Genomic DNA, 25,894 nt, shown 5'->3' with positions numbered 1-25,894 from the left:
GCGCGAATAGGGTGACGGCCCTACAATCGTGCAACTGATTGCATAAACGGAGATCCGCATGACCTCGTACCCACACCTGTTGACCCCTCTGGACCTGGGCTTCACCACGCTGCGCAACCGCGTGCTGATGGGCTCCATGCACGTGGGCCTGGAAGAAGCGCCCAACGGTTTCGCCCGCATGGCCGCGTTCTACGCCGAGCGCGCGCGCGGCGGCGTGGGCCTGATCGTCACGGGCGGCATTTCGCCCAACGAAGCGGGGCGCCCCGTGCGTGGCGGCTCCATGATGACCACCGAGGCGGACGCCGAACATCACCGCGAAGTCACCACGGCCGTGCACGCGGCTGGCGGCAAGATCGCCATGCAGATCCTGCACTTTGGCCGTTACTCCTACCAGCCTGGCCTGGTGGCGCCGAGCGCGCTGCAGGCGCCGATCAACGCCTTCGAGCCGCACGAGCTGACCACCGAGGAAGTGGAGCAGACCATCGCCGACTTCGTGCGCTGTGCCGGCCTGGCCAAGTCGGCCGGCTACGACGGCGTCGAGATCATGGGTTCGGAAGGTTACCTGATCAACGAATTCATCGCGGCCCGCACCAATATGCGCGACGACGAATGGGGCGGCAGCTACGAAAAGCGGATGCGCTTCCCGGTCGAGATCGTGCGCCGCACGCGCGAAAAAGTAGGCCCCGATTTCATCATCATCTATCGCCTGTCGATGCTGGATCTGGTGGAAGACGGCTCCACGCTGGACGAAGTGATCGCGCTGGCCAAGGCCGTGGAAGCGGCTGGCGCCACCATCATCAACACCGGCATCGGCTGGCACGAGGCGCGTATTCCCACCATTGCCACCAAGGTGCCGCGCGCCGCCTTCGCCTGGGTCACCAAGCAGTTACGCGGCCATGTGAAGGTGCCGCTGATCGCCACCAACCGCATCAACACGCCGGAAGTGGCCGAGCAGGTGCTGGCCGACGGTTGCAGCGACATGGTGTCGATGGCCCGTCCGCTGCTGGCCGATCCGGAATTCGTGGTTAAGGCCGAGCAGGGCCGCGGCGATGAAATCAACACCTGCATCGGCTGCAACCAAGCCTGTCTGGATCATACCTTTGGCGGCAAGATCACGTCCTGCCTGGTCAACCCGCGTGCCTGCCATGAAACGGAACTGGTGTTCGCGCCGATGGTCAAGCGCAAGCGCGTGGCGGTGGTGGGCGCCGGTCCCGCAGGCTTGAGCTTCGCCGTGGCCGCCGCCGAGCGTGGCCACGCCGTGGAACTGTATGAGGCGGCCGGCGAAATCGGCGGCCAGCTCAATGTGGCCAAGCAGGTGCCGGGCAAGGAAGAGTTCTACGAAATGCTGCGCTACTTCGGCAAGCAGATCGAACTGCGCGGGGTGCAGGTCAAGCTGAACACGCGCGCCACGGCGCAGCAGTTGCAGCAGGGCGGTTACGACGAGATCGTGGTGGCCACCGGCGTCACGCCGCGCCTGCCGGAGATCGAAGGCGCCAACCATCCCAAGGTGATGGGCTACCTGGACGTGCTGCGCGAGCGTAAGCCGGTAGGCAAGACGGTGGCCATCATCGGCGCGGGCGGCATCGGCTTCGACGTGGCCGAATTCCTGACCCACAGCGGCGACAGCGCCACCCTGCATCCCGAGAAGTTCTACGCCGAGTGGGGCATCGACACGGCCTACCGCGAGGCCGGCGGCCTGCGCGCAGCTGAAGTGGAAGCGTCGCCGCGCCGGGTCTACCTGTTGCAGCGCAAGGAGAGCAAGGTCGGCGCCAATTTGGGCAAGACCACCGGCTGGATCCACCGCACCGGCCTGAAGGCGCGCCGCGTGGCCATGGCCTCCGGTGTCAGCTACCGCAAGATCGACGATGAAGGCCTGCACGTGACGGTGGATGGTGAAGACCGTGTGCTGGCGGTCGACAACGTCATCATGTGCGCCGGCCAGAACCCGATGCGTGAACTGTATGACGAACTGAAGACGGCCGGCTGCGCGGCGCACCTGATCGGCGGCGCCGATGTGGCGGCGGAACTGGATGCCAAGCGCGCCATCGACCAGGGCGTGCGTCTGGCGGCCACGATCTGATCTGACCCCGGCCATCCGGCCCAACCTTGAACTGGTGGAGAACGGCATGACAGAGCAACTCGCATCCTTGCATCCTTCTGTGGCGGCATCGCTGGCCAGCTGGCACGACATGCTGCGCCGGCGCGACCTGGCGCCGCTGCCGTCCATCGTCCACCGGGACGCCGTGTTCCGTTCACCGCTGGCGTTCACGCCTTATCAGTCGGCGCAGGCGGTGGTGCTGGTGTTGGGCACGGTGATCAATGTGTTCGAGGACTTTGTCTACCACCGCCAGTTCGCCACTGGCGACGGCTTGAGCGTGGTGCTGGAATTCAGCGCCCGGGTGGGCGACAAGCAGCTCAAGGGCGCCGATTTCATTCGCTTCGACGAAGACGGCAAGATCGTCGAATTCGAGGTGATGGTGCGCCCATTGAGCGGCCTGCAGGCGCTGGGCGCGGAGATGGGCAAGCGCATCGGCCACCTCATTCCCGCGTTCAAAGGCTAAGCAGCCTGCAGCGGCAAGGGCGGCATGGGATAATGTCGCCTTTGCCACATCGGGCCTCGCCTGCGAACACCATGTCCTTACCCCATGCCTTGATCACGGCCTTGCTGGAGCGCCCTTGCTCCGGCGTGGAACTGGCGCGCCGTTTCGACAAGTCGATCGGCTTCTTCTGGCACGCCACGCACCAGCAGATCTACCGCGAACTGGGGCGGCTGGAGCAGGCGGGCTGGGTGGAATCGCTGGAGCCGGAATCGGGGCGGGGCCGCAAGCGGGCCTACCGCGTGCTGCCGTCCGGGCGGGAGGAACTGCGGCGCTGGACGGCGCAAAGCCAGGACCCCAAACCGATGCGCGAGGAATTGATGCTGCGCCTGCGCGCCGAAGCCGTGATCGGTCCGACCGGACTGGATCAGGACATCGCCCGCCGGCTGGAACTGCACCGCCGCCAGCTGGCGCTGTACCAGCAGATCGAATTGCGCGACTTCCCGCCGCAAGGGCAAACCCACGAACAGCAACTGCAGCACCTGGTGCTTATCGCCGGCATCAAGATGGAAACGTTCTGGATCGAGTGGTCCGAGCAGGCGCTGGCGGTGCTGGCGAAAAAAGCAGCGGCGTAAGCCTACAGGTGGCATCGGTGCGGGCGCGGACAAGAGACGCCGCACCCGACTCACCTTTCTCAATGCGGGCACTTCACGAATTTATCGCGCGCTCCATTGCGTATCGTATCGTGCCCCGCCCCCAGATTCGTGTCGCGCATGATGCAATAGGTCCCCGCGGGCCCACTGACTTTGGTGATGGGGCTCCCATCGGCCGCCCGCAACTCTTCGAACGTGGTGGTCCGTGTCTTGAAGGCGGCAGCGATGCCCTGCGCCAGTCGCTCCTGACGCGAAAGCGCGGGTGCTATTTCGCCGCGCGGCGCCATCTCGTGTGCAATCTCACGCGCTTGTGACAAGGCACGGTCGCGCAAACCGGAGCGGCCGTCCCGCTCGGCGCCAGGCTCCAGAAGATCCGGGAATTCGGAGTGGGGCGCCAGCACAGGTTGCTCTTTCGGCGGGGCCAAGACCCGCTCTTGCAATGGCGCTGCCGTTGCGGGCCGCAAGTCCAACGCCGCATGAAGCCGTAAGCGTCGTGCTGGCTGAGGCATCGGCGTACTTCGCGCGGTCAGCTTGGTTGGGGCGCGCAAGAACAGGAGCGCCATCGTTTGACCATGGGCGGTGTCATTGGTAGGGGTGAATTGGCCCAATTTCCATAGTGCCCCAAGATGTACTCCCGCAATCAACGCAATGACCACTGTGGACCGAACTGGTGCATTCATGCTTAATTATTAATATTTTCTATTTGCGCATTGTACATTCTTTTGCTTATTTGATACTTGCGTAGCCGCCTTCGCGCTGGCTGTGAACGGCAAGGATAAAGACGTGGTCGACATCAGCTTCTCCCTGGCCTGTGCTCAATGAGCATAAATGCGCCGTCAGCGCCGTTGTGCCGCGCCAGCCATCGCCCAAACAAAAATGGCCGGGGATCGCTCCCCGGCCATGGCGTGACGCCGTGTGCCGTTAGCCGGCCAGCTTGGCCTTCAGCAGTTCGGTCAGCTGGGCCGGGTTGGCCTTGCCGCGCGACGCTTTCATGGCCTGGCCGATCAGCGCGTTGATGACCGCTTCCTTGCCGGCGCGGTACTGTTCGACCGACTTGGCGTTCGCCGCCAGCACGTCGTTGACGATCGCTTCCAGCGCGCCCGTGTCGGAAATCTGCTTCAGCCCCTTGGCTTCGATGATGACGTCCACCAGGTTCTCGTCAGCCGATTTGGCTTCCCACATGGCGGCGAACACTTCCTTGGCGATCTTGTTGGAGATGGTGCCGTCGGCGATGCGCTTGAGCATGCCGGCCAGTTGGACCGGCGCCACGGGCGCGTCGGCGATGTCGACGTTCTCGCGGTTCAGCGTGGACGATACGTCGCCCATCAGCCAGTTGGCGGCGGCCTTGGCGTTTTCCTTGCCAGCCTTGTCCACCACGGCCACGAAGTAGGTGGCCATGGCTTTCGATTGGGTCAGCACCAGCGCGTCATATTCCGACAGCGCGTATTCGCTCACGAAGCGCGCGCGCAGGGCGCCCGGCAGTTCCGGCATGGTGGCTTTGACTTGTTCGATCCACTCCTGCGAAATCATCAGCGGCGGCAGGTCCGGATCGGGGAAATAGCGGTAATCCTGCGCGTCTTCCTTGCTGCGCATTTCGCGCGTTTCCTTGCGGTCCGGATCGTACAGGCGGGTGGCTTGCTGCACCTTGCCACCGTCTTCGATCAGTTCGATCTGGCGACGCACTTCCACGTGCACGGCTTCCTCGATGAAGCGGAACGAGTTCAGGTTCTTGATCTCGCAGCGGGTGCCGAATTCCTTCTGGCCTTTGGGGCGCACGGAGACGTTCACGTCGCAGCGGAACGAGCCTTCCTGCATGTTACCGTCGCACACGCCCAGCCACATCACCAGCGAGTGCAGGGCCTTGGCGTAGGCTACCGCTTCGGCGGCGCTGCGGATTTCCGGCTCGGATACGATTTCCAGCAGCGGCGTGCCGGCGCGGTTCAAGTCGATGCCGCTCATGCCGTGGTAGTCCTCGTGCAGCGACTTGCCGGCGTCTTCCTCCAGGTGGGCGCGCGTCAGGTTGACGGTCTTGGTGACGAATTCGCCATCCTTCTCGTAGCCGAAGGTGAGCGAACCGCCTTGCACCACCGGGTCTTCGAACTGGCTGATCTGGTAGCCCTTGGGCAGGTCGGGATAAAAGTAGTTCTTGCGGGCGAACACGGACTGCGGCGCCACCTTGGCGCCCACGGCCAGGCCGAAGCGGATCGCGCGATCCACGGCCTGCTTGTTCATCACCGGCAGCACGCCCGGCAGCGCCAGGTCAACGGGGCTGGCCTGGGTGTTGGCTTCGGCGCCGAACTTGATCGGCGAACCGCTGAAAATTTTAGATTCGGTCGTGAGCTGCACGTGGTTCTCAAGACCGATGACGACTTCCCATTCCATAGTGGTGTTCTCGCTGATGTATTCGTTGTAGGGGAGGCGGGCGGACGTTTTTATACGCCGGCCGGCGCGCGCAGGTGCCAGTCGGTGGCTTGCTGGAACTGGTGCGCCACGTTCAGCAGCTTGGCCTCGCCGAAGTAATTGCCGATGATCTGCAGGCCCACTGGGCGCTTGCTGTTCTTGTCGCCCTGGCCGAAACCGCAGGGGATGGACATGCCGGGCAGACCGGCCAGGCTGGTCGACAGGGTGAAGATGTCAGCCAGGTAGGCGGCCACGGGGTCATCCGACTTGTCGCCCAGGTCCCACGCCACGGTGGGGGCCACGGGGCCCATGATCACGTCGCACACGGCGTTGGGGCCATTGAGCACGGCTTCGAAATCCTGCGCGATCAGGCGGCGGATCTTTTGCGCCTTCAGGTAGTAGGCATCGTAGTAGCCGTGGCACAGCACGTAGGTGCCGACCATGATGCGGCGCTTCACTTCCGCGCCAAAGCCTTCGGCGCGGGTTTTCTTGTACATGTCCTGCAGGTCCTTGTACTCGGCGGCGCGATGGCCGTAGCGCACGCCGTCAAAGCGCGACAGGTTGGACGAGGCTTCGGCCGGCGCGATCATGTAGTAGGCCGGGATCGACAGCGCCGTGTTGGGCAGCGAGATGTCGACCAGCGTGGCGCCCAGTTTCACGAACTGTTCCAGCGCTGCGCGCACGGCCTGCTCCACGTCGGCCGCCAGGCCTTCGCCGAAGTATTCCTTGGGCACGCCGATGCGCAAGCCCGTCAGCGGCTGGTTCAGCGCGCGGGTAAAGTCCTCCGCCACGCCGCCCTGTTCCGGCGTCAGGCTGGTGGAGTCGCGCTCGTCGAAGCCGGCCATGGCCGACAGCAGCAGCGCGCAATCCTCGGCCGTTTGCGCCATCGGGCCGCCCTGGTCGAGCGAGGAGGCGAACGCGATCATGCCGAAGCGCGACACGCGGCCGTAGGTGGGCTTGATGCCGGTGATACCGCAGAACGAGGCGGGCTGGCGGATCGAGCCGCCCGTGTCGGTGCCGGTCACGCCGGGCGCCAGGCGCGCTGCCACGGCGGCGGCCGAACCGCCCGAGGAACCGCCCGGCACGGCCGATTTGTCCCACGGGTTTTTCACGGCGCCGAAGGCCGAGTTTTCATTGGCCGAGCCCATGGCGAATTCGTCGCAATTGAGCTTGCCCAGCGTGACCATGCCGGCCGCGTTGAGTTTTTCCACCACGGTGGCGTTGAACGGGCTGACGTAGTTGCCCAGCATTTTGGAGCCGGCCGTCGAGCGCCAGCCTTGCGTGACGAAGATATCCTTGTGGGCGATCGGCACACCCGTCAGCGGGGTGGCCGTGCCGGCGGCGATGCGGGCGTCCGCTTCGGCCGCTTGCGCCAGCGTGAGGGCGCGGTCCACGTGCAGGAAGGCGTTCAAATCGCTCGCTTCGATGCGGTCGAGGAAGTGCTTGGCCAGGTCGGTGGCGGAAATCGCTTTGCTTTGCAGCAGGGCGGACAGCTCTTTAATGGTTTTGGTGTGCATGGCGTTTCAATTCGGATTCGGTTCGGCGGGACGGACGGCGCGCGGCGCGCCTGGCGGGAGCCGGGCGCGCCGCGTGCGAGGACGAGGTCCTGTTTTTCGACTACTTATTCGATCACTTTCGGCACCAGGTACAGGCCATCCTCGGTCTTGGGCGCGACGGCCTGGTAAGCCTCGCGGCGATTCGGTTCGGTGGCCACGTCTTCGCGCAGGCGCAGCGCGATATTATTCATGTGGGCCGCCAGCGGATGGCTGAGCGGGGCGACGCCGTCGGTGTCGACCGCCTGCATCTGTTCGGCCAGCGCGAAGATGCCATTCAATTGGCCCAGCGCCGTGGCGGACTGCTGCTCGCTCATTTCAAGCTGGGCCAGGTGGGCGATGCGTTTTACGTCGGATAAGGTCAGGGACATGGCGATAGGCGCGGCCGGGCCGCGCGGTTTGATTGTAATATTAATAAAAAACTGGAATTCATGGCAATCAGCCGCCAAAAGTTCATGAAACCCGCTTAATTCGTGGCCTGAAGGGACACACTTTTGACTGGATTTTCGGCAAATCGCATTCAAATTATAAGGTAGAATGGCGGGTTGATGCGTTGCCGGCGCCGAATGAAGCTGCCGCCGCGTCGGAACTGATAGCGCAGCGCCCCGAGGACGGGCGCTCGGATACTCCCTAATAACGGCTTACGCGCACTCTAGAGGCGCCACAGGATACTCATGTTTGGTTTTTTACGCAGGTATATTTCCACCGATCTGGCCATTGACTTGGGCACGGCCAACACCCTGATCTATGTACGCGGCCAAGGCATCGTGCTGGACGAACCATCGGTCGTCGCCATCCGCCAGGAAGGTGGTCCGAACGGCAAGAAAACCATCCAGGCTGTCGGTAAGGAAGCCAAGCAGATGCTGGGTAAAGTACCTGGCAACATCGAGGCGATCCGCCCGATGAAGGATGGCGTGATCGCCGACTTCACCGTCACCGAACAGATGCTCAAGCAGTTCATCCGCATGGTGCACGACTCCAAGTTCTTCCGTCCTTCGCCACGCATCATCATTTGCGTGCCGTGCGGCTCGACCCAGGTGGAACGCCGCGCGATCCGCGAATCGGCGCTGGGCGCCGGCGCCTCGCAGGTGTACCTGATCGAAGAACCAATGGCCGCGGCCATCGGCGCTGGCCTGCCCGTGTCCGACGCCACCGGCTCGATGGTGGTCGACATCGGCGGCGGCACCACGGAAGTGGGCATCATCTCGCTGGGCGGCATGGTGTACAAGGGTTCCGTACGCGTGGGCGGCGACAAGTTCGATGAAGCCATCGTCAACTACATCCGCCGCAACTACGGCATGCTGATCGGCGAACAGACGGCCGAAGCCATCAAGAAGGCCATCGGTTCGGCCTTCCCCGGCTCGGAAGTGAAGGAAATGGAAGTCAAGGGCCGCAACCTGTCCGAAGGCATCCCCCGTTCGTTCACCATCTCGTCCAACGAGATCCTGGAAGCGCTGACCGACCCGCTCAACAACATCGTCTCGGCCGTCAAGAACGCGCTGGAACAGACGCCGCCGGAACTGGGCGCCGACATCGCGGAAAAAGGCATGATGCTGACCGGTGGTGGCGCGCTGCTGCGCGACCTGGACCGCCTGCTGATGGAAGAGACGGGCCTGCCCGTGCTGGTGGCCGAAGATCCGCTCACCTGCGTGGTGCGCGGCTCCGGCATGGCGCTGGAACGGATGGACCAACTGGGCTCCATCTTCTCCTACGAGTGATGACTAGGCCCGGCGCCGCCGGTGGCGCCGGGCTGGTGGATGAGTGACAGGCTAACTTAGGCCGTTAGTTAGTTGGTTGGCGCAAATGCGCCGGATAATTGGAAGTCATGGAATATAGTCCTCCGCCACTATTCAAACAAGGCGCCCCGGCCCGCGTCAAGATGACGTTGTTCGCGTGTATTTCGATCGCGCTGCTGCTGGTCGATTCGCGCATGCATAGCCTGGCCACGGTGCGCCAGGTGGCCGGCACCGTACTCTATCCGTTGCAAATGGCGGCCTTGCTGCCGCGCGACGCCATCTACGGCGTGGGCGATTATTTCTCCACCTTGTCGTCGCTGGAAAAACAGGTGCGCGAGCTCAAACGCCAGCAGATCGCCAGCGCCCAGGCCTTGCAGCAGGCCCAGTTCCAATCGGCCGAAAACAGCCAGTTGCGCAAGCTGATGGATGCGCGCCAGCGCCTGCCCGTCAAGTCCATGCTGGCCGAGGTGCTGTACGACGCGCGCGACGTCAACAGCCGCAAGATCGTGTTGGACCGGGGCACCCAGCAGGGCGTCACGCTCGGCCTGCCCGTGATCGACAACCTGGGCGTGGTGGGGCAGGTCACGCGCGTGTTCCCGTTCACCTCCGAGGTCACGCTGCTGACCGACAAGGAGCAAGCCATTCCCGTTGAACTGCTGCGCACCGGTTTGCGCAGCGTGGCCTATGGCCGTGGCAAGTCCGGCATGCTGGAACTGCGCTTCACGGCGCCCAACGCCGACATCCAGGTCAACGACGTGGTGGTCACTTCCGGTCTGGATGGCGTGTACCCGGCCGGCCTGGCCGTGGCCCGCGTAACGCAAGTGGAAAACAGCGCCGGCGGCTCGTTCGGCGGCGTGGTGTGCCAGCCGTTGGCCGGCATTTCCAACCACACCCAATTGCTGATCCTGATGACGCCACCGGACATGCCGCCCCGGCCACCGGAGGAAGAGGTGCGTTCGACGAAAAAACACGTGGGCAAGATGGGCCCCGTCAAGGAAACGGGCGCCGTAGTAGGAGCAACCCCGGGTGCCACGCCAGGAGCCGCACCGGGCGCCGTCCCTGCCACTGCGGCGCCGGCCGCGCCCAAGACCGCGACGCCAGCCCCAGCGCCCGGCACGACGCCGGCCGCACCCAAGGCCACCACGCCGGCCGCGCCCAAGGCCGCCACACCTGCCACGGCGCCGGTCCAGTCCAAACCCAAGGAGGCCGCGCAGTGAACCGTCCCCACTACATCCTGCTGCCAGTCAGTCCGCTGTTCATCGCGTTCAGCCTGTTCTGCGCTTTCCTGCTCAACCTCCTGCCCTGGGGGAATTTCATCGGCACGCCCGACTTTGTGGCGCTGGTGCTGGTGTTCTGGGGCGTGCACCAGCCGCGCAAGGTGGGCATCGGCACCGCCTTCTTCCTCGGCCTGCTGATGGACGTGCACGATTCCACGCTGCTGGGCGAGAACGCACTGGCCTACACGCTGCTGTCCTATTTCGCCATCATGCTGCACCGGCGCGTGCTGTGGTTCCCGCTCATGACGCAGGCCATGCACGTGTTCCCGCTGCTGCTGATGGCGCAGTCGGTGCAACTGGGCATACGCTTCATGGTGTCGGGTAAATTCCCCGGCTGGTTCTATTTCCTGGAAAGCGCGGTGGCCGTCGCCTTGTGGCCGCTGGCCACCTGGCTGCTGCTGGCGCCCCAACGGCGCGCTGTCGACCGCGATCACACGCGGCCGATCTGAGCATCCTCTTTTTGACCGACCTGATTTACCCGCATGACTGAACTGAAGAACACGGAACGCGAACTGCACCTGTTCCGCCTGCGCCTGACGGCGCTGGGCTTGATGGTGTTCGTCTGCTTTGGCCTGCTGCTGGCGCGCTTCATCTGGCTGCAGGTGGTCAAGCACAGCGACTACGCGGCGCAGGCGGAGGAGAATCGCATCGCCGTGGTGCCGATCGAACCGAACCGGGGTCTGATCCTGGACCGCAACGGCGTGGTCCTGGCCCGCAACTACTCGGCCTACACGCTGGAAGTGACGCCGTCCAAGCTGCGCATGACGCTCGACGAGACGATCGATGAACTGGCCAAGCTGATCCAGATCGAAGCCAAGGACCGCAAACGCTTCAAGAAGCTGCTGGAGGAATCGAAGAACTTCGAGAGCGTGCCGCTGCGCTCCCGCCTGACTGACGAGGAAGTGGCCCGTTTCTCGGCCCAGCGCTTCCGCTTCCCCGGCGTGGAGATCCAGGCCCGTTTGTTCCGCCAGTATCCGCTGGGCGAGCTGGCCTCGCACGTGATCGGCTACATCGGCCGCATCAACCAGGCCGAGGCCAAGGCCATCGAGGAAACGGACGACGCGGCCAACTACAACGGCACCGACCATATCGGCAAGGAAGGGCTGGAAAAGAGCTACGAGCGCCAATTGCATGGCACCACCGGCTACGAGGAAGTGGAAGTGTCGGCCGGCGGGCGTGCCATCCGCACGCTGTCGCGCACGGCGGCTGCGCCGGGCAACAACCTGATCCTGTCGATCGACATCGAACTGCAGAAGGTGATCGAGGAAGCGTTTGGCGAGTGGCGCGGCGCGCTGGTGGCGATCGAGCCGGAGACGGGCGACATCCTGGCCTATGTGTCGCGCCCCGGCTACGACCCCAACCTGTTCGTGGACGGCATCGACTCGCAAAGCTGGTCCGACCTCAACACCTCGCTCGACAAGCCGATGGTGAACCGCCCCCTGTCGGGCACCTATCCGCCCGGTTCCACCTTCAAACCCTTCATGGCGCTGGCCGCGCTGGAGCTGGGCAAGCGCACGCCGGGGCAGACCATCTTCGACCCCGGTTCGTTCACGCTGGGCGGCCACAAGTTCCGCGACGATAAACCGGGCGGCCATGGCACGGTCGACATGTACAAGTCCATCGTCGAATCGTGCGACACCTACTACTACATGCTCGGCAACGACATGGGCATCGACGCCATCCATGACTTCATGAAGCCGTTCGGTTTCGGGGAACTGACCGGTATCGACCTGGAACACGAAAAGACCGGCATCCTGCCGTCCAAGGAATGGAAGCGTGCCCGCTTCAAGAAGAACGTGGCGGCCCAGAAGTGGGTGGGCGGCGACACCATCTCCGTCTCCATCGGCAACGGTTTTAACAGCTACACGCCGCTGCAACTGGCGCACGCCGTGGCCAACCTGGCCAACAACGGCGTGGTGATGAAGCCGCACCTGGTCAAGATCATCGAGGATGGCGTCACGCGCGCGCGCAAGCTGACGGTGCCCAAGGAAAGCTACCGTATCCCGCTCAAGCAGGAAAACATCGACATCATCAAGAACGCCATGGTGGGCGTGACGCTGGGCGGCACGGCGGCCAAGGCCTTCGCCGGGGCCGGCTACACCTCGGGCGGCAAGACCGGCACGGCGCAGCTGATCGCCATCAAGAAGAACGAGAAGTACAACGCCAACCTGATCGCCGAGCGCCTGCGCGACAACGCGCTCTACACCGCCTTCGCCCCGGCCGACAAGCCGCGCATCGCCATCGCCGTGGTGGTGGAGAACGGCGGCTTTGGCGCCGGCGTGGCCGCGCCCATCGTGCGCAAGGCGCTCGACTTCTACCTGCTGGGCAAGCGTCCGAAGGAGAAGGAGACCACCAAGGTGCCGAAGGAGGACGCCGAACTGCGTTCGATGGAAGATATCAAGGCCGAGCAGGGCGTGAGCGGCGAACCCAAGCCCGGCGCCGAAACGCCCGGCAATACCGAGTAAGGAGGCCACCATGCCGATCAACGAAAGGCGTTCGCTGTGGCGCCGCATGCGCCCCTATTTCACCGTGTTCGACGGCCCGCTGGCCCTGATCATCGTGTTGCTGCTGTCGACCGGCCTGGTGACGCTGTACTCGGCCAGCATCGGCATCCCCGGCAAGGTGGAGGACCAGCTGCGCAACATCTTCATGGCCTTCCTGGTGATGTGGATGGTGGCCAATATCACGCCCCAGATGATGATGCGCATCGCCGTTCCCGCCTATGTGGTGGCGGTGGCGCTGCTGCTGGCGGTGGCGCTGTTCGGCACCGTCAAGCTGGGGGCGCGGCGCTGGCTGCATTTGGGGGTCGACATCCAGCCGTCCGAATTCATGAAGATCGCCATGCCGCTGATGCTGGCCTGGTTCTTCCAGCAGCGCGCCGGGCAACTGCGCTGGCATTCCTATCTGATCGCGGCGATTTTGCTGGCCATTCCCGTCGGCCTGATCGCCAAGCAGCCCGACCTGGGCACGGCGCTGCTGGTGGTGGCGGCCGGGTTCTGCGTGATCTTCCTGGCTGGTCTGTCGTGGAAGGCGCTGGTGGGGCTGGTGGTGATGGGCGCGGCCAGCCTGCCCGTGATCTGGTCCGTGATGCACGACTACCAGCGCGAGCGCGTGATGACGCTGATCGACCCCACCTCCGACCCGCTGGGCAAGGGCTTCCACATCATCCAGTCCACCATCGCCGTCGGCTCGGGCGGTATCACGGGCAAGGGCTGGACCCACGGCACCCAGGCCCACCTGGAATTCATCCCCGAGCGCACCACCGACTTCATCTTCGCCGTGTTCTCGGAGGAGTTCGGCCTGACGGGCAACCTGGTGTTGATGGTGCTGTATCTGCTGCTGATCGGGCGCGGCCTGATGATCGCGGCCAACGCGCCCAACTTCTTCACCCGCCTGCTGGCCGGCGCCATCACCATGATTTACTTCACCTACGCCTTCGTCAACATGGGCATGGTCAGCGGCATTCTGCCGGTGGTGGGCGTGCCCTTGCCGTTCATGAGCTACGGCGGCACGGCGCTGCTCACGCTGGGCCTGGGCGGCGGCATCCTGATGAGCATCCAGCGCCACCGCAAGCTGGTCCAGACCTGATTCCCTCCTGATTCCCCCCCCTGCCGCCGCCGCCTTGCCGGCGGCGCTGAAACCAGTGTGGCGCGGCCGCTAGCCCGTTTGAGCGATAATGCACGGTTGGCGGCCGCGTGCGCCGTCAACCGGACGTGGTTTGCCGTCCGGGAAAAAATAACAAGGATGGCAAGATGGTTATGACCAAAAACGGTTACTTGAAAGCGGCGGGCCTGGCGGCGCTGCTGGCGCTGGCTGCCTGCGGCACGGTGCCGCAGCAAGGCGCGCCGTCCGCCACCGTGCCCAGGCCGGCGGGCGGCGTGGCCAAGACACCGGCACGGAACGAACCTGGCGTGCCGGCGTTGCCGGCGGCCGGCTCCGGCCGCGGCGGCTATTATCAGGACGATGGGCCGGGCGACAATCCGCCGCCCAATCTGGCCGACGTGCCGGACGCGGAAGTGCGCAACGATCCGCTGCTGCCCCGTTCCAACCGGCCCTACGTGGTGTTTGGCAAGACCTACACCCCGATCACGAATGATCAGCCCTACACGCAGCGTGGTGTCGGCAGTTGGTATGGCAAGAAATTCCACGGCCAGCGCACCTCGTCGGGTGAGCTGTACGACATGTACAAGATGACGGCCGCCCATCCCACGCTGCCGATTCCATCGTATGCGCGGCTGACCAACGTGGCGACAGGTGCGCAAGTGATCGTGCGCGTCAACGACCGGGGCCCGTTCCACTCGAATCGCGCGATCGACGTGTCGTACACGGCCGCGCTCAAACTGGGCTTGCTGGGCAAGGGCAGTCATGAACTGCAGATCGAACGCATCCTGCCGGCCGAGATCGACCGCATGCTGGCCGCGCGCGCGGCCGGGCAATCGGCCACCACACCGCTGGTGCTAGCCCCCAAGCCGGTGACGACGGCAACGACTGCCACGGCGGCGGCGGCCGGATCGCCGGAATTCGAATCGCTGGTGCAGGGCGGAGGGCAGGGCGGCGCCACGGCCGCAGGCGCGAGCGGCGCCGACAAGGGCGGCTTCTACCTGCAACTGGGCGCCTACGCCCGCGCCGAAAACGCGGAAACCGTGCGCGGCCGGCTGGCGCGCCTGATGGGTAATCTGGGATCGCTGGAAGTGGTGCAGGGTGGCACCGTCCACCGCCTGTTCAGCGGCCCGTTCGCCACCCGCCAGGCGGCATTGCAGGCGGCACAAGCCCTGCCGGCGGCGCAGGGGTTGAAACCGATCGTGATCCAGCGCTGACGCGGCGCTGCGTCAGGGCCTATTTGCAGCTGCGTGTTTCCGCATTCGGGAAACCGGTGCGCAGTTTGTCCAGGCGGGTCTTGATGTCGGTGTCGATGTCGCGGAACTGGAAGGCCAGCTGCTTGCCGCCGCTCATGCGCGGCGCGACGCGGGCGCTGTGCACGCCCTGTTTGACCAGCGCCGCCAGCTGATTCTGGGCCGCACCTTCCGTCTTGAATACGCCCAGCGAAATGGCCCAGCGCATGGTTTGCGAATCAGCCATCACGAAATAATTGGTCACGCCCAGTGCGCGCAGTTCGCCCGCCTTTCTGTCGGCGCCTTCCTTGTTGCCTTGCGGCGGGATGAATACGATGTAGCTCGACACTTCCGTGCCGGGCAAGTTGTGGCGCGACTGGCGGTCGCCCAGGTCCAGCGGTTCCAGCAGCTTTTCAAAGCGGCGCGCTTCACCGATCACGAAATTGCCAATTTCGACGCAGGCCAGCGCTTCCGGCCCCGCTTTCACCGATGCCGACGCTGACGACGACGCGGCCGCGCTGGCGCTGGTGGACACGGTGGCCGATGCGGCGGCCGTCGCTTTCTCGGCCGGGATCACGGCCAGCTTGTCGGCGTTGAGCTGATTCTTGAGCCGCGCCGGTTCGCGTTCGTTGCCGCTGAAGTGGCCCAGGTAGCCTTGTCCATACGCGAACAGCGCGCCATTGACTGCCAACAGCGACCAGAAGATAAATTTCAGCACGGGCTATCCAGAGTGGTTACGGGTAAGGCGCCGCTGGCCGCGTGCAGACCGGTCAGCACGATGTTGTCGACCACGCGGTACGGCACTTTCAGCATGGGCGCCACGAACGGCGCCGCGCCGCCCGAGATCAGGCACAGGCTGGCGCCGTGCAGTGCGCACGCATGTTCGATGGCGCCGCTTTGCGCCGCCAGGCAGCCGCTGAGAATGGCGTCGTCCGTGTTGTCGGCGAATCCTGCCGGCAGCTTACCGTCTTGTGCGATCTGGGGCAACTGCGCCGTGTTGCGCGCCAGCGCACTGGCCATCAAGCCCAGGCCGGGCAGGATCATCCCGCCCAGGAAGGCCCCATCGGCCGTCACGGCGTCGATGGTGGTGGCCGTGCCACAGGTGGCCACGATCACGTCGCGCCCTGGCGCCAGCGCGTGCGCGCCGATGGCGGCGGCGAACCGGTCGCAGCCCAGCTGGGCCGGATTGCGGTAGCCGTTGCGCACCCCGGCCAGTTCCGGCAGCGAGGCGAACCACGCCACCTCGGCCAGCCCGGCCGGCAGGATCCGCTCCAGCCGTTCGCGCAGCGCGGCGCCGGCCACGTTGGCCAGCAGCGCGCGGGTCACGCCGCGGTTGGCCAGCGCCCGCTGCCAGACGGCCGGCAGTTGTTCCAGCTCCGCGTGCGGCACGGCGCCCGTCGCCAGCCAGGCGGCCAGCGGCGCGTCGGCCGCCACCAGCGCCCACTTGACGCGGGTGTTGCCGGCGTCGATCAACAGGATCATGGTTGCACCAGCCGCAGCGAGACGTCGCCCGACAGCACTTCGGCCCGGCCCAGGGCCGTGTCGAGCAGCAGGCGGCCGCTGTGGTCGACGCCGGCGGCGCGGCCCTGCTGCAGCACCTGGCCGCCGTCCATGATGGTCACGTCCTGGCCGTGCCATGCGTGCAGCGCGTTCCAGCGCTCGCAGAACGGGGCGAAACCGGTGTCGTCGAATTCGGCCAGCACGGCGGCCAGGCGGCTGAGCAGGGTGGCCATCAGTTCGTTGCGGTCCATCTGGGCCAGCCAGGGTGCGCCGGCCGCGTCGCGCCCGATCAGTGCTTCCAGTTCATCCGGCATGATGAGGTTCAGGCCCACGCCGATCACGGCCCAGTAGCCGCCGTCGGCGCCTTGCTGGGCTTCGACCAGGATGCCGGCCAGCTTTTTCCCGTCGCGCAGCACGTCGTTGGGCCACTTGAGCTGTACTGGCACGCCCAGCGATCCCAGGGTCTCGGCCAACGCCACGCCCACGGCCAGCGGCAGGCCGGCCATGGCATGCAAGCCGCCTTTGAAATGCCAGGCCAGCGAGAACGTCAGCGTGGCGCCGGGGGCGGACAACCATGGGCGGCCGGCGCGGCCCCGTCCGGCCGTCTGGCGTTCGGCGATGCGCAGCACGGGGCCGCGCAATTGGCCGATGCGGCCCAGCAGGTCGGCGTTGGTGGAACCGGTTTCGGCCACCACTTCAATCGCGATATGGCTGGCGCTGGAGGCGCAGCGCTCCGTGATGGCGCTGGCCGACAGGAGGGACGAGGCGGTGCTGTTCATGGCATTACAGGGAGTTGGCCGGCTGGCGCGGCTTGTGCGGCGCCTTGCCGAAAGCCAGGTCATACAGCGCGTTCGGCAGCAGGCGCAGGAGTTTGGCGACCACGCCCATCTGCCACGGAATCACGGCGTAGCTGCGGCCGGCGGCGATGGTGTCCACGGCGGCGGCGGCGAAGCGCTCCACCGGCATCAGGAACGGCATGGGATAGGGATTGTGGCGCGTCATCGGCGTGTCGATATAACCGGGACAGATGGTCACCACGCGGATGCCGTAGGGTTTCAGTTCCAGCCGCAGCGATTCGCAGTAGCTGATCACCGCCGCCTTCGACGCGCTGTACGCTTCCGCGCCGGGCAGGCCGCGTATGCCGGCCACGCTGCCGATACCCACCAGCCGGGTGGGCGTGGACTGCGCTTTCATGGCGGCGATGAAGGGGGCGAAAGTGGCGGCCGTGGCCACCACGTTGGTGGCGATGATGGCGTCGAACACGGCCAGGTCTTCCGCGTATTCCGTCAGCGTGCCGGCCGAGATGCCGGCGTTGGCGATCACCACGTCGGCCCCGCCCGCGTGCGCCATGAACGCTTGCGCGGCGGCGGCGATGGCCGCGTGGTCGCGCACGTCGGCCGCGTAGGCGCGGTGGCGTTCGGAATTGGGCAGGGCGGCGATCAGCTGGTCCAGCGCGTCCTTGCGGCGCGCCAGCAATCCCAGCGTGGCGCCCTGGGCCGCGTAGCGCGCGGCCAGCGCCGCGCCGATGCCGCTCGACGCGCCGGTGATGAAGACGCGTTGCGGCGTCATGCTGCGCAGGTGTGGGCGGTCGCGCCGGTCGCGGACATCGTTATTTCTTTTCCGCTTTGGCTTTGGCCACCAGCGCATCCATCACCTGCAGCGCTTGCGCGTGCAGCTGGGCTTCCGAGTTGGCGGACTTGCTGCCCGCGTCGGCCAGCGAAGGGGAGGTGACGAAGCGGCCGTCGATGGCCACCATCGGCCATGAGTCCACATGGTAGGCGTCCATCAGCGCGTTGACGTGGCGGATACGGCCGCCGATGCCGAACGAGCGGTAGGTGTCCATGAACTTCTGGCGATCGATGCCCTGCCTGGCCGCGAAGTCGAACGCCAGCTCATCGCGGTTCATGCGGTTGTGCGCAACATGCATCTCGTTGAAGATCTTGTTGTGCATCTGGTCGTTCATCAGGCCCATGGCGTCCAGCGTCAGGTACAGCTTCTGCTGGGGCGACACGCTGTCGCCGCCCGAAACATGCACGCGCTTGAAGACGATGTTGTCGCCCTGTTTCTTGATCCACGCTTCCAGTGACGGCTCGAAGGCATAGCAATGAGGGCAGTAGTAAGCGAAGAACTCCAGCACTTCCACTTTTTTACCGGTATCCGTCGCCTGCGGGGTAGGCAGCACCTGGTATTCCACGCCCGCCTTGGGATCGGCCGGCGACGCGGCTGCGGTGACGGCGATGGCGCTCAAGGTCAGCGCGCCCAGTATCAGCTTCAGAAATCGCATTGCTACTCCTGTGGTTTATTTTTGATTGCGCACGACGGCCACGTCGACGCCGTTCTCGGACAGTTTGCTGCGCACCCGGTTCATCGCCTCGACCTGGGTGTAGGGGCCCAGGCGCACGCGGTGCAGTACGCCCGTGTCGGTGCTGCGGTCGGACAGGTTGGCCTCGAAGCCCAGCAGGGCCAGCTTGGCGCGCGCGCTTTCGGCGTCGGCCAGTTCGCGGAACGCGCCGGCCTGCAGATAGTAGACGTACTTGTCCTCGCCGGCAGCGGCGGCAGCGGCAGCGGGTGCGGCAGGTGCGGTCGCGGCGGCGGGCAGGGCAGGCTTGCTCCGCTCGACCACGGCCGGTGCGGCCGGTGCCGGCGCCGGAGTAGCCGGTGCCGCCTTGGGCGCGGGCGCGGCGTCGCTCGCGGCCTGGATCTTGTCGACCGCCTGCTGCAGCGGATCGGCGGCGGGCGGCTTGGGCTCGCGCGCGAAGTCCCGGGCCGCCTCGCGTGCCGCATCCTTGTTGCCGTACATCGGCTTGTTCGGATCGGCCACCTGGCCGGCCGTCGGCTCGGCCGCCTTGCCGGTCTTGCCCTTGTCGGTGAACGGTGTGGCGCCCTTGGTGATCATCAGGGCGACCACCACGGCGATCGCCAGGCCGACCACCAGGCCGCTGATAAAGCCGATCAGGAAATTGCCTTGCTGGCGCTGACGCGGGATAAAACCGGAACGGTGATTCATTGTGCGCGATATCCTTCGCAATTACATTTTGTCGGGAGCGGAAACGCCGATCAGCGCCAGGCCGTTGCGCAGCACCTGGCGGGTGGCCACCATCAGTGCCAGACGCGCCAGCTTGAGCGCCTCGTCGTCCACCAGCACGCGCTCGGCGAAGTAGAAGCTGTGCAGGTTGGCGGCCAGGTCGCGCAGGTAGAACGCGATCTGGTGCGGGCCCAGTTCAGCCTGGGCGCGCGCCAGCACCTCGGGGTAGGCCGCCAGCGTGGCCAGCAGCGCCGCTTCCGATGGCGCCGTCAGCGGCGCCAGGTCGACACCGGCCAGCGACGCTTCATCGCCGGTCCACTGCTCCAGCATGCGGCAGATGCGCGCGTGGGCGTACTGCACGTAATACACGGGATTTTCGTCCGAAGTCTTGAGTGCCACGTCGACGTCGAACACGAATTCCGTGTCGGCCTTGCGCGAAATGAGGAAGAAGCGCACCGCGTCGCGGCCCTTGCCGATGTCGCCGCCGCCGGACCATTCGATCAGGTCGCGCACGGTCACGTAGGAACCGGCGCGCTTGGAGATCTTCACTTCCTCGCCGCCCTTCATCACAGTGACCATCTTGTGCAGCACGTAGTCGGGGTAGCCCTGCGGGATGCCCATGCCCACCGCCTGCAGGCCGGCGCGCACGCGCGCGATGGTGCCGTGGTGGTCCGAACCCTGGACGTTGATGGCCTGGGTGTAGCCGCGCTGGAACTTGACGATGTGGTAGGCCACGTCCGGCACGAAATAGGTGTAGGTGCCGTCGGACTTGCGCATCACACGGTCCTTGTCGTCGCTGTACTCGGTGGTGCGCAGCCACAGCGCGCCGTCCTGCTCGTAGGTGTGGCCGGACTTGACCAGCGATTCGACGGCGGCGTTGACCTTGCCATCCTTGTAGAGCGACGATTCGAGGTAGTAGTTGTCGAACTTGACGCCGAACGCCTGCAGGTCGATGTCCTGCTCGTTGCGCAAATAGGTCACGGCGAAGGCGCGGATCGATTCGATGTCGTTGACGTTGCCCGAGCCGGTGACGGGCGCGCCGTCCGAAGCCGACACGGTCTTTTTGGCCAGGAAGTCGTTGGCAATGTCCTGGATGTAGTCGCCGTTGTAGGCCGATTCCGGCCACTCGGCGTCACCCGGCTTGAAGCCGCGCGCGCGGGCCTGGACCGAGGTGGCCAGGGTCTGGATCTGCACGCCGGCGTCGTTGTAATAGAACTCGCGGGTGACCTGGTAGCCCTGCGAGATGAACAGCGACGACAGCGCGTCGCCCAGCGCCGCCTGGCGGCCGTGGCCCACGTGCAGCGGGCCGGTCGGGTTGGCCGAGACGAATTCGATGATCACGTGCTTGCCGGTGCCGGCGGCGCTCATGCCGTAGCCGGCGCCTTGCTCGATCACGGCCTTGACCACGGCCTGCTTGGAGGCTGCCGTCACGCGCAGGTTGATGAAGCCGGGGCCGGCGATGTCGGCCGATTCCACCAGGCTCTTGCCGGCCGGGTTCTCCAGCAGCGCCGCGACCACCTTGGTGGCCAGTTCGCGCGGGTTCATCTTGAGCTGTTTGGCCAGCTGCATGGCGATGTTGCAGGCGACGTCACCGTGCGACGGGTCGCGCGGGCGCTCCAGCACCACGTTGGCGGCGATGCCGGTGCCGTCCAGCAGGGGAGCGAGGGCGGCCTGGAACAGGGCGGTGATATCTTGTTTTTGTTGGGCGAGCATGTGCGAGATGGCGGCCGGGCCGCGCTAAGAAAACGTCCGTAAGCGAAAACGGCCGGCGCACGGGCACCGGCCAAACAGCGGTAATTATACTGGTTTGCCGCTGCCGGGTCACCGCGCGGGCGGGGCGCGCGCCTGCGGAGCGGTTCACTTGGCCGCAGGCTGCTACTATCGGCATAAACCCGCCGCCCGGGCCGCGCGCATGGCCCATCTTGCGGGCACTGCTGTATACTGCGCGATCGCGGCTGCCGGCCCGCCCTGGATCGCGCGCGGAACCTACCTGGAATTAGCATATGAACAAGCGTCCGACGCTCACCTTGAAGTCTTCCGCCCCGGCGGCGCCCAAGCTGCGGGCCAGCCACGCGCGCGCCCTGAAACCGGTCGTGCAGGCCGGCTTCCAGACGGCGCTCAAGCCCGATGCGCTGGCCTTCTGCCTGCTGGGCGCGGCCCATGCCGTGGCCCAGGTCCGTACCGGCACCGCCTTGCCGCAGGCGCTGGCCGCCGTGTTCGCTAAACAGGAGGCCCCGCCCCAGGCCCGCGGCGCCATGCAGGACATCGCCTATCGCTGCATGCGCCAGCTGGGCCAGAGCGAAACCCTGATCGGCCTGATGGCGCCCAAGGCGCCGGAACCGCTGGTGGCGGCCTTGCTGGCCTGCGCGCTGGCGCTGCTGACGGCGCCCGACGCCGTCGCCCCCTATGAAGCGTTCACCGTGGTGGACCAGACCGTGACGGCGGCCGACGCCCATCCCGATACGGCGCGCGCCAAAGGCATGGTCAACGCCGTATTGCGCCGTTTCCTGCGCGAGCGCCAGGCTTTGCTGGACACGGCGCTGATGCAGCCGCTGGCCAAATGGAATTACCCGCAGTGGTGGCTGGATGCCGTGAAGGCGGCCTGGCCCCAGCAGTGGCAAGCCATCCTGGCGGCCGGTGACACGGCCCCGCCGCTGACCTTGCGCGTTAATGCCCGTAAAGCGACGGTGGCCCAGTACCTGGCCACGCTGGAAGCGGCCGGCATGGCCGCCAGCCAGATCGGCCCTTACGCCGTGCGCCTCGCCAAGCCGGTGGCCGTGACCCAGATTCCCGGCTTCGCTGACGGCGTGGTGTCGGTGCAGGATGCCGGCGCCCAGCTGGCCGCGCCGCTGCTGGAGGTGGCCGACGGCATGCGCGTGCTGGACGCCTGCGCCGCGCCCGGCGGCAAGACTTGCCACATCCTGGAACTGGCCGCTGCCGCCGTGACGGCGCTGGACGCCGACCCCAAGCGTCTGGCCCGGGTGGGCGAGAACCTGGAGCGGCTGGGATTGCAGGCGACGCTGCAGGCGGCCGACGCCCAGGCGGCCGGCTGGTGGGATGGCCGCCCGTTCGACCGCATCCTGGCCGACGTGCCCTGTACTGCCTCCGGCATCGTGCGCCGCCACCCCGATATCCGCTGGCTGCGGCGCAAGGGCGACACGCTCCAACTTGCAACACTTTCGGCCAAAATCCTCGACAACCTTTGGCAGATGCTCGCACCGGGTGGTAAATTGCTGTTCGTGACATGCTCCTTGTGGCCGCAGGAATCGGAGGCGCAAGCGGCCGCATTCGCCGTCCGTCACGGGGCGACGCGGCTGGACGCGCCCGGTCAGCTGCTGCCGGTGGGTGGCCAGGAGCAGGATCACGACGGATTGTTTTACGCGCTGTTCCAGAAAAATGCGTGACCGTTTTGCCCGCCATTTTCCGACGGATTTACTGAGCACCGGCCCACTCGTGACACGACGCTTCCTCCGACTCATCGCCTGGCAGTTGCTGCTGATGGTGGCCTGCGCGCTGGCGCCGGCGGCGCGGGCGGCCGAGGGAGTGGAGATCAAGCGCGCCACCATCGAGGCGGCCGACGAGGGCTACCGGCTGGCCGCCAACTATGCGTTCGACCTCAATCACGGCCTGGAGGACGCCATCCAGCATGGCGTGCAGCTGTACTTCACCACCGAGATCGAATTCACCCGCCCGCGCTGGTACTGGTTCGACGAAAAGGCCATCGTGGCCCACCAGACGGCCCGCATCTCCTACAACGTGCTGACCCGCCAGTACCACGTATCCGTGATCGGCAGCGTGCAGCAGAGCTTTTCCTCGCTGGAGGACGCGCTGTTCCTGATCCGCCGGCCCAGCCGCTGGACCGTGGCGCCGCGCGGCGCGCTCAAGCCGGGCGAGACGTACAACGTGACGCTGCGCATGGGCATGGACCGCGACTACCTGCCCAAGCCGATCCAGGTCAACGCCTTCAACAACAGTGAATGGCGCCTGGCGTCGGACAAGAAAACCTTCCAGTACAGGGCGGAGTAAGTCAGTGACCAAGGCCCTGCGGTACCTGTTCGTCGTTGGCGGCGCCATCGTCAGCATCCTGCTGTTCCTGCTCGCTTCCGCGTCCGACAATTCCGGCTTCTTCGACCGCTACTACTCCTGGCTGCTGGGCTTGAACGCGGCCGTGGCCGTGGCGCTGCTGGTGCTGGTGGCCGTGTCGCTGTTCCGGCTGTACGCCCGTTTCAAGAGCGGCAAGTTCGGCTCGCGCCTGATGACGCGGCTGGTGCTGCTGTTCGCCGCCATCGGCGTGTTGCCGGGATTGGTGATTTTCCTCGTTTCAGTGCAATTCGTGTCGCACTCGATCGAGTCGTGGTTCAACGTGCACGTGGAAGAGGCGCTGGAATCGGGCATCAACCTGGGCCGGGCCGGGCTCGATACGGTGCTGGCCGAGCTCGACAGCACAGCCCACAAGACGGTGCAGCAGTTGGCCGACAATCCGTTCGGCAGCGAACCGGCCATGCTGGCGCGCCTGGTCAAGCTGCAGCCGGGCATGCAGAACGCCATCATCGTCGACGCCGAAGGGGGCTTGATCGTCAGCGCCCGCGCCAACAACAGCGGCAACCTGAGCGCCGACCTGCCCACCACCGAGATGATGGAGAAGGCCAAGACCGACGCCTCCTACGGCGCGGCCGAGGGCGGCAGCGAGTTGCGCAGCGACATGGTCACGGCCCCGCGTGGCCTGCCCGAGGGCAACAGCAAGCTGCGCCTGCGGGTGCTGATGGCCATTCCCGACCATGTGCAGCCCAACGGCACCCACCTGGCACCCCGCTTCTTGCAGCTGATCCAGCTGGCGCCGGCCCAGCTGGCCAGCAACGGCGAAACCATCCGCAGCGCCTACAGCGAATACAAGGAGCGCTTCGTGGCCCGGGTGGGCTTGCGTAAGATGTACATCGAAACGCTGACCCTGACCTTGCTGCTGGCCGTGTTCGGCGCCATCGCCAGTGCCTTCCTGATCGCCAGCGACCTGGCCCAGCCGCTGCTGCTGCTGGCCGAAGGCACGCGCGCCGTGGCCGAGGGCGACCTGTCGCCCCGTCCCATCGTGGCCACCTCCGACGAGCTGGGCACGCTGACCCAGTCGTTCAACACCATGACGCGCCAGTTGTCGGACGCCCGCAGCGCCGTCGAGCGCAACCGGGCCGCGCTGCAAAACGCCAAGGCCCACCTGGAATCCGTGCTGGCCAATATGTCGGCCGGGGTGGTGGTGCTGGACGGCGAATTCCACCTGGTCAGCTGCAACGATTCGGCCGAACGCATCCTGCAGCAGCCGGGGCCGGCCCTGATCGGGCGCCGCCTGACGGACGTCGACGGCCTGCAGGAATTCGGCACCGCCATCGTCAACGCCTTCGCGGCCCAGAACGCGCAGTCGGCCGCCGGCCGCAATGTGGCCCGCCTGCACTGGCAGCGCCAGATCGAAGTGCCGCGCCGTCCCGGCGGCGGCGAGGACAGCGAACTGACCCTGCTGACCCGCGGTTCGCGCCTGCCGGTGGAAAGCGGCAGCGGCTACATCGTCGTGTTCGACGATATCTCGGACGTGATCTCGGCCCAGCGTTCGGTGGCCTGGGGCGAGGTGGCGCGCCGCCTGGCCCATGAGATCAAGAACCCGCTGACGCCGATCCAGCTGTCGGCCGAGCGGCTGCAAATGAAACTGGAAGCCAAGCTGGCCCCGCCCGACGCGGAACTGCTGAACCGGGGCACCACCACCATCGTCAACCAGGTGGCGGCCATGAAGCGCATGGTGGACGACTTCCGCGACTACGCCAAGACGCCGCCGGCCGTGCTCGAATCGCTGGACCTGAACGCGCTGGTGGACGAGATCCTGCACCTGTACGTGAGCGGCGAAGGGGATGACATCATCCACCCGCAACTGGCCGCCGGCCTGCCGCTGGTGATGGGCGACCCGACCCAGCTGCGCCAGGTGATCCACAATCTGCTGCAGAACGCCCAGGACGCGATGGCCGAGCTGCCCGAGGGCGCGCCGGCGCCACGGATTGACGTCGTCACGCAAGCCATTCATTATCAGGGCGCGGACGGCGGCACGCGCACGGCCGTGCGGCTGGCCATCACCGACAACGGCCCCGGATTCGCGCCCAAGATACTGGCCAGGGCGTTCGAACCGTATGTCACGTCCAAGGCGCGCGGCACCGGCCTGGGCCTGGCGATGGTGAAAAAAATTATCGACGAACATGGCGGCCGGATCGATATCCAGAACCATATCGATAGAAGTGGTGCGTCCGTGCTGATTTTGCTGTTAAAGTTAGCGCCGGCGACGCAAAATACCTAACGTTGCAATGACCACAAAAAATCATTGCCGGAATAAAGCGGCGAAATGAGGAAGGG

At 65.9% G+C, this 25,894-nt stretch carries 23 protein-coding genes; 12 read left to right on the top strand and 11 right to left on the bottom strand.

All coding sequences use genetic code 11. The annotated features are described in order from the left end of the window. Positions 1-58 precede the first annotated feature (58 nt). From H3H39_RS16230 to H3H39_RS16220, 3 genes are all read left to right on the top strand, one after another. Positions 59-2,080, top strand: a complete 2,022-nt coding sequence (locus H3H39_RS16230; RefSeq protein ID WP_182154419.1) for an NADPH-dependent 2,4-dienoyl-CoA reductase — start codon at positions 59-61, stop codon at positions 2,078-2,080. A gap of 46 nt (positions 2,081-2,126) precedes the next feature. Beyond that, a complete protein-coding gene (locus H3H39_RS16225) occupies positions 2,127-2,561 on the top strand; it encodes a nuclear transport factor 2 family protein (protein WP_182154418.1) in 435 nt (144 codons plus the stop codon). Between the two features lie 71 nt (positions 2,562-2,632). Beyond that, positions 2,633-3,172, top strand: coding sequence for a PadR family transcriptional regulator (locus H3H39_RS16220; protein ID WP_182154417.1), 540 nt, complete (start codon positions 2,633-2,635; stop codon positions 3,170-3,172). Positions 3,173-3,231: 59 nt separating this feature from the next. On the opposite strand, the gene H3H39_RS16215 is transcribed toward H3H39_RS16220, so the two are convergent. The 4 genes from H3H39_RS16215 to gatC all read right to left on the bottom strand — a co-directional run bounded on the left by H3H39_RS16215 (position 3,232) and on the right by gatC (position 7,514). After that, the gene (locus H3H39_RS16215) at positions 3,232-3,615 is read right to left on the bottom strand and encodes a hypothetical protein (RefSeq protein ID WP_182154416.1); all 384 of its coding nucleotides are present in this window, start codon (positions 3,613-3,615) and stop codon (positions 3,232-3,234) included. A gap of 496 nt (positions 3,616-4,111) precedes the next feature. After that, positions 4,112-5,590, bottom strand: a complete 1,479-nt coding sequence (gene gatB / locus H3H39_RS16210; protein WP_375540439.1) for an Asp-tRNA(Asn)/Glu-tRNA(Gln) amidotransferase subunit GatB — start codon at positions 5,588-5,590, stop codon at positions 4,112-4,114. A gap of 32 nt (positions 5,591-5,622) precedes the next feature. Then, a complete protein-coding gene (gatA, locus tag H3H39_RS27955; protein ID WP_229218076.1) occupies positions 5,623-7,107 on the bottom strand; it encodes an Asp-tRNA(Asn)/Glu-tRNA(Gln) amidotransferase subunit GatA in 1,485 nt (494 codons plus the stop codon). Between the two features lie 104 nt (positions 7,108-7,211). Next, positions 7,212-7,514 carry an Asp-tRNA(Asn)/Glu-tRNA(Gln) amidotransferase subunit GatC gene (gatC, locus tag H3H39_RS16205; protein ID WP_182154415.1) on the bottom strand — a complete coding sequence of 101 codons (303 nt, stop codon included), beginning with the start codon at positions 7,512-7,514 and terminating at the stop codon, positions 7,212-7,214. Between the two features lie 303 nt (positions 7,515-7,817). On the opposite strand from gatC, the gene H3H39_RS16200 reads away from it, so the two are divergent. The 6 genes from H3H39_RS16200 to H3H39_RS16175 all read left to right on the top strand — a co-directional run bounded on the left by H3H39_RS16200 (position 7,818) and on the right by H3H39_RS16175 (position 14,973). After that, positions 7,818-8,861: a rod shape-determining protein gene (locus H3H39_RS16200; protein WP_008445008.1), complete on the top strand. Its 1,044-nt coding sequence runs from the start codon at positions 7,818-7,820 to the stop codon at positions 8,859-8,861. A gap of 107 nt (positions 8,862-8,968) precedes the next feature. Next, entirely contained in the window at positions 8,969-10,096 is a 1,128-nt protein-coding gene (mreC, locus tag H3H39_RS16195) for a rod shape-determining protein MreC (protein WP_182154414.1), read from the top strand. Next, positions 10,093-10,605, top strand: a complete 513-nt coding sequence (gene mreD, locus H3H39_RS16190; protein WP_182154413.1) for a rod shape-determining protein MreD — start codon at positions 10,093-10,095, stop codon at positions 10,603-10,605. Before mreC ends, mreD begins: the two co-directional genes overlap by 4 nt. Before the next feature lie 33 nt (positions 10,606-10,638). Beyond that, entirely contained in the window at positions 10,639-12,621 is a 1,983-nt protein-coding gene (mrdA, locus tag H3H39_RS16185; RefSeq protein WP_182154412.1) for a penicillin-binding protein 2, read from the top strand. 10 nt (positions 12,622-12,631) lie between these two features. Continuing rightward, positions 12,632-13,744, top strand: coding sequence for a rod shape-determining protein RodA (rodA, locus tag H3H39_RS16180; protein WP_182154411.1), 1,113 nt, complete (start codon positions 12,632-12,634; stop codon positions 13,742-13,744). A gap of 164 nt (positions 13,745-13,908) precedes the next feature. Then, positions 13,909-14,973: a septal ring lytic transglycosylase RlpA family protein gene (locus tag H3H39_RS16175; RefSeq protein ID WP_182154410.1), complete on the top strand. Its 1,065-nt coding sequence runs from the start codon at positions 13,909-13,911 to the stop codon at positions 14,971-14,973. 19 nt (positions 14,974-14,992) lie between these two features. Here the strand turns inward: H3H39_RS16175 and H3H39_RS16170 are convergent, their stop codons facing one another. From H3H39_RS16170 to argS, 7 genes are read right to left on the bottom strand one after another with little or no spacing between them, the layout of a single operon-like run. Then, a complete protein-coding gene (locus tag H3H39_RS16170; protein WP_182154409.1) occupies positions 14,993-15,706 on the bottom strand; it encodes an SPOR domain-containing protein in 714 nt (237 codons plus the stop codon). Further along, positions 15,700-16,470: a type III pantothenate kinase gene (locus H3H39_RS16165; protein WP_182154408.1), complete on the bottom strand. Its 771-nt coding sequence runs from the start codon at positions 16,468-16,470 to the stop codon at positions 15,700-15,702. Before H3H39_RS16165 ends, H3H39_RS16170 begins: the two co-directional genes overlap by 7 nt. Further along, positions 16,467-17,267 carry a biotin--[acetyl-CoA-carboxylase] ligase gene (locus tag H3H39_RS16160; protein WP_182154407.1) on the bottom strand — a complete coding sequence of 267 codons (801 nt, stop codon included), beginning with the start codon at positions 17,265-17,267 and terminating at the stop codon, positions 16,467-16,469. The genes H3H39_RS16165 and H3H39_RS16160 overlap by 4 nt, the downstream gene beginning before the upstream one ends. A gap of 4 nt (positions 17,268-17,271) precedes the next feature. Then, positions 17,272-18,057: an SDR family oxidoreductase gene (locus tag H3H39_RS16155; RefSeq protein WP_182154406.1), complete on the bottom strand. Its 786-nt coding sequence runs from the start codon at positions 18,055-18,057 to the stop codon at positions 17,272-17,274. A gap of 40 nt (positions 18,058-18,097) precedes the next feature. After that, positions 18,098-18,772 (bottom strand): thiol:disulfide interchange protein DsbA/DsbL, encoded by a 675-nt coding sequence (locus H3H39_RS16150; RefSeq protein WP_182154405.1) that lies wholly within the window; start codon positions 18,770-18,772, stop codon positions 18,098-18,100. A 15-nt stretch (positions 18,773-18,787) separates the two neighbouring features. Further along, the gene (locus H3H39_RS16145) at positions 18,788-19,495 is read right to left on the bottom strand and encodes an SPOR domain-containing protein (RefSeq protein WP_182154404.1); all 708 of its coding nucleotides are present in this window, start codon (positions 19,493-19,495) and stop codon (positions 18,788-18,790) included. 21 nt (positions 19,496-19,516) lie between these two features. Beyond that, positions 19,517-21,226 carry an arginine--tRNA ligase gene (gene argS / locus H3H39_RS16140; RefSeq protein ID WP_182154403.1) on the bottom strand — a complete coding sequence of 570 codons (1,710 nt, stop codon included), beginning with the start codon at positions 21,224-21,226 and terminating at the stop codon, positions 19,517-19,519. A 290-nt stretch (positions 21,227-21,516) separates the two neighbouring features. On the opposite strand from argS, the gene rsmB reads away from it, so the two are divergent. Genes rsmB through H3H39_RS16125 form a run of 3 tightly spaced genes read left to right on the top strand, consistent with a single transcriptional unit; the run spans position 21,517 to position 25,838 of the window. Next, positions 21,517-22,917 carry a 16S rRNA (cytosine(967)-C(5))-methyltransferase RsmB gene (gene rsmB / locus H3H39_RS16135; protein WP_182154402.1) on the top strand — a complete coding sequence of 467 codons (1,401 nt, stop codon included), beginning with the start codon at positions 21,517-21,519 and terminating at the stop codon, positions 22,915-22,917. Next, on the top strand, positions 22,910-23,539 hold the full coding sequence (locus H3H39_RS16130) for a DUF4390 domain-containing protein (protein WP_182154401.1): 630 nt from the start codon (positions 22,910-22,912) through the stop codon (positions 23,537-23,539). Before rsmB ends, H3H39_RS16130 begins: the two co-directional genes overlap by 8 nt. Positions 23,540-23,543: 4 nt before the next feature. Continuing rightward, entirely contained in the window at positions 23,544-25,838 is a 2,295-nt protein-coding gene (locus H3H39_RS16125) for a sensor histidine kinase (protein WP_182154400.1), read from the top strand. Positions 25,839-25,894: the final 56 nt, after the last annotated feature.

Origin of the sequence: Rugamonas apoptosis (assembly GCF_014042355.1) — a bacterium.
GTDB lineage: Bacteria > Pseudomonadota > Gammaproteobacteria > Burkholderiales > Burkholderiaceae_D > Rugamonas > Rugamonas apoptosis.
This window is presented reverse-complemented; position numbering and strand designations above follow the sequence as displayed.

What these genes read in the sequence shown, in the direction of transcription:
- rodA (WP_182154411.1), top strand. Translation starts at nt 12,632, where the DNA reads ATGCCGATCAACGAAAGGCGTTCGCTGTGGCGCCGCATGCGCCCCTAT.
- gatC (WP_182154415.1), bottom strand. Translation starts at nt 7,514, where the DNA reads ATGTCCCTGACCTTATCCGACGTAAAACGCATCGCCCACCTGGCCCAG.
- H3H39_RS16130 (WP_182154401.1), top strand. Translation starts at nt 22,910, where the DNA reads ATGCGTGACCGTTTTGCCCGCCATTTTCCGACGGATTTACTGAGCACC.
- mreC (WP_182154414.1), top strand. Translation starts at nt 8,969, where the DNA reads ATGGAATATAGTCCTCCGCCACTATTCAAACAAGGCGCCCCGGCCCGC.
- H3H39_RS16145 (WP_182154404.1), bottom strand. Translation starts at nt 19,495, where the DNA reads ATGAATCACCGTTCCGGTTTTATCCCGCGTCAGCGCCAGCAAGGCAAT.
- argS (WP_182154403.1), bottom strand. Translation starts at nt 21,226, where the DNA reads ATGCTCGCCCAACAAAAACAAGATATCACCGCCCTGTTCCAGGCCGCC.
- H3H39_RS16160 (WP_182154407.1), bottom strand. Translation starts at nt 17,267, where the DNA reads ATGAACAGCACCGCCTCGTCCCTCCTGTCGGCCAGCGCCATCACGGAG.
- H3H39_RS16200 (WP_008445008.1), top strand. Translation starts at nt 7,818, where the DNA reads ATGTTTGGTTTTTTACGCAGGTATATTTCCACCGATCTGGCCATTGAC.
- H3H39_RS16165 (WP_182154408.1), bottom strand. Translation starts at nt 16,470, where the DNA reads ATGATCCTGTTGATCGACGCCGGCAACACCCGCGTCAAGTGGGCGCTG.
- H3H39_RS16230 (WP_182154419.1), top strand. Translation starts at nt 59, where the DNA reads ATGACCTCGTACCCACACCTGTTGACCCCTCTGGACCTGGGCTTCACC.
- H3H39_RS16150 (WP_182154405.1), bottom strand. Translation starts at nt 18,772, where the DNA reads ATGCGATTTCTGAAGCTGATACTGGGCGCGCTGACCTTGAGCGCCATC.
- rsmB (WP_182154402.1), top strand. Translation starts at nt 21,517, where the DNA reads ATGAACAAGCGTCCGACGCTCACCTTGAAGTCTTCCGCCCCGGCGGCG.
- H3H39_RS16220 (WP_182154417.1), top strand. Translation starts at nt 2,633, where the DNA reads ATGTCCTTACCCCATGCCTTGATCACGGCCTTGCTGGAGCGCCCTTGC.
- mrdA (WP_182154412.1), top strand. Translation starts at nt 10,639, where the DNA reads ATGACTGAACTGAAGAACACGGAACGCGAACTGCACCTGTTCCGCCTG.
- gatA (WP_229218076.1), bottom strand. Translation starts at nt 7,107, where the DNA reads ATGCACACCAAAACCATTAAAGAGCTGTCCGCCCTGCTGCAAAGCAAA.
- H3H39_RS16155 (WP_182154406.1), bottom strand. Translation starts at nt 18,057, where the DNA reads ATGACGCCGCAACGCGTCTTCATCACCGGCGCGTCGAGCGGCATCGGC.
- H3H39_RS16175 (WP_182154410.1), top strand. Translation starts at nt 13,909, where the DNA reads ATGGTTATGACCAAAAACGGTTACTTGAAAGCGGCGGGCCTGGCGGCG.
- H3H39_RS16225 (WP_182154418.1), top strand. Translation starts at nt 2,127, where the DNA reads ATGACAGAGCAACTCGCATCCTTGCATCCTTCTGTGGCGGCATCGCTG.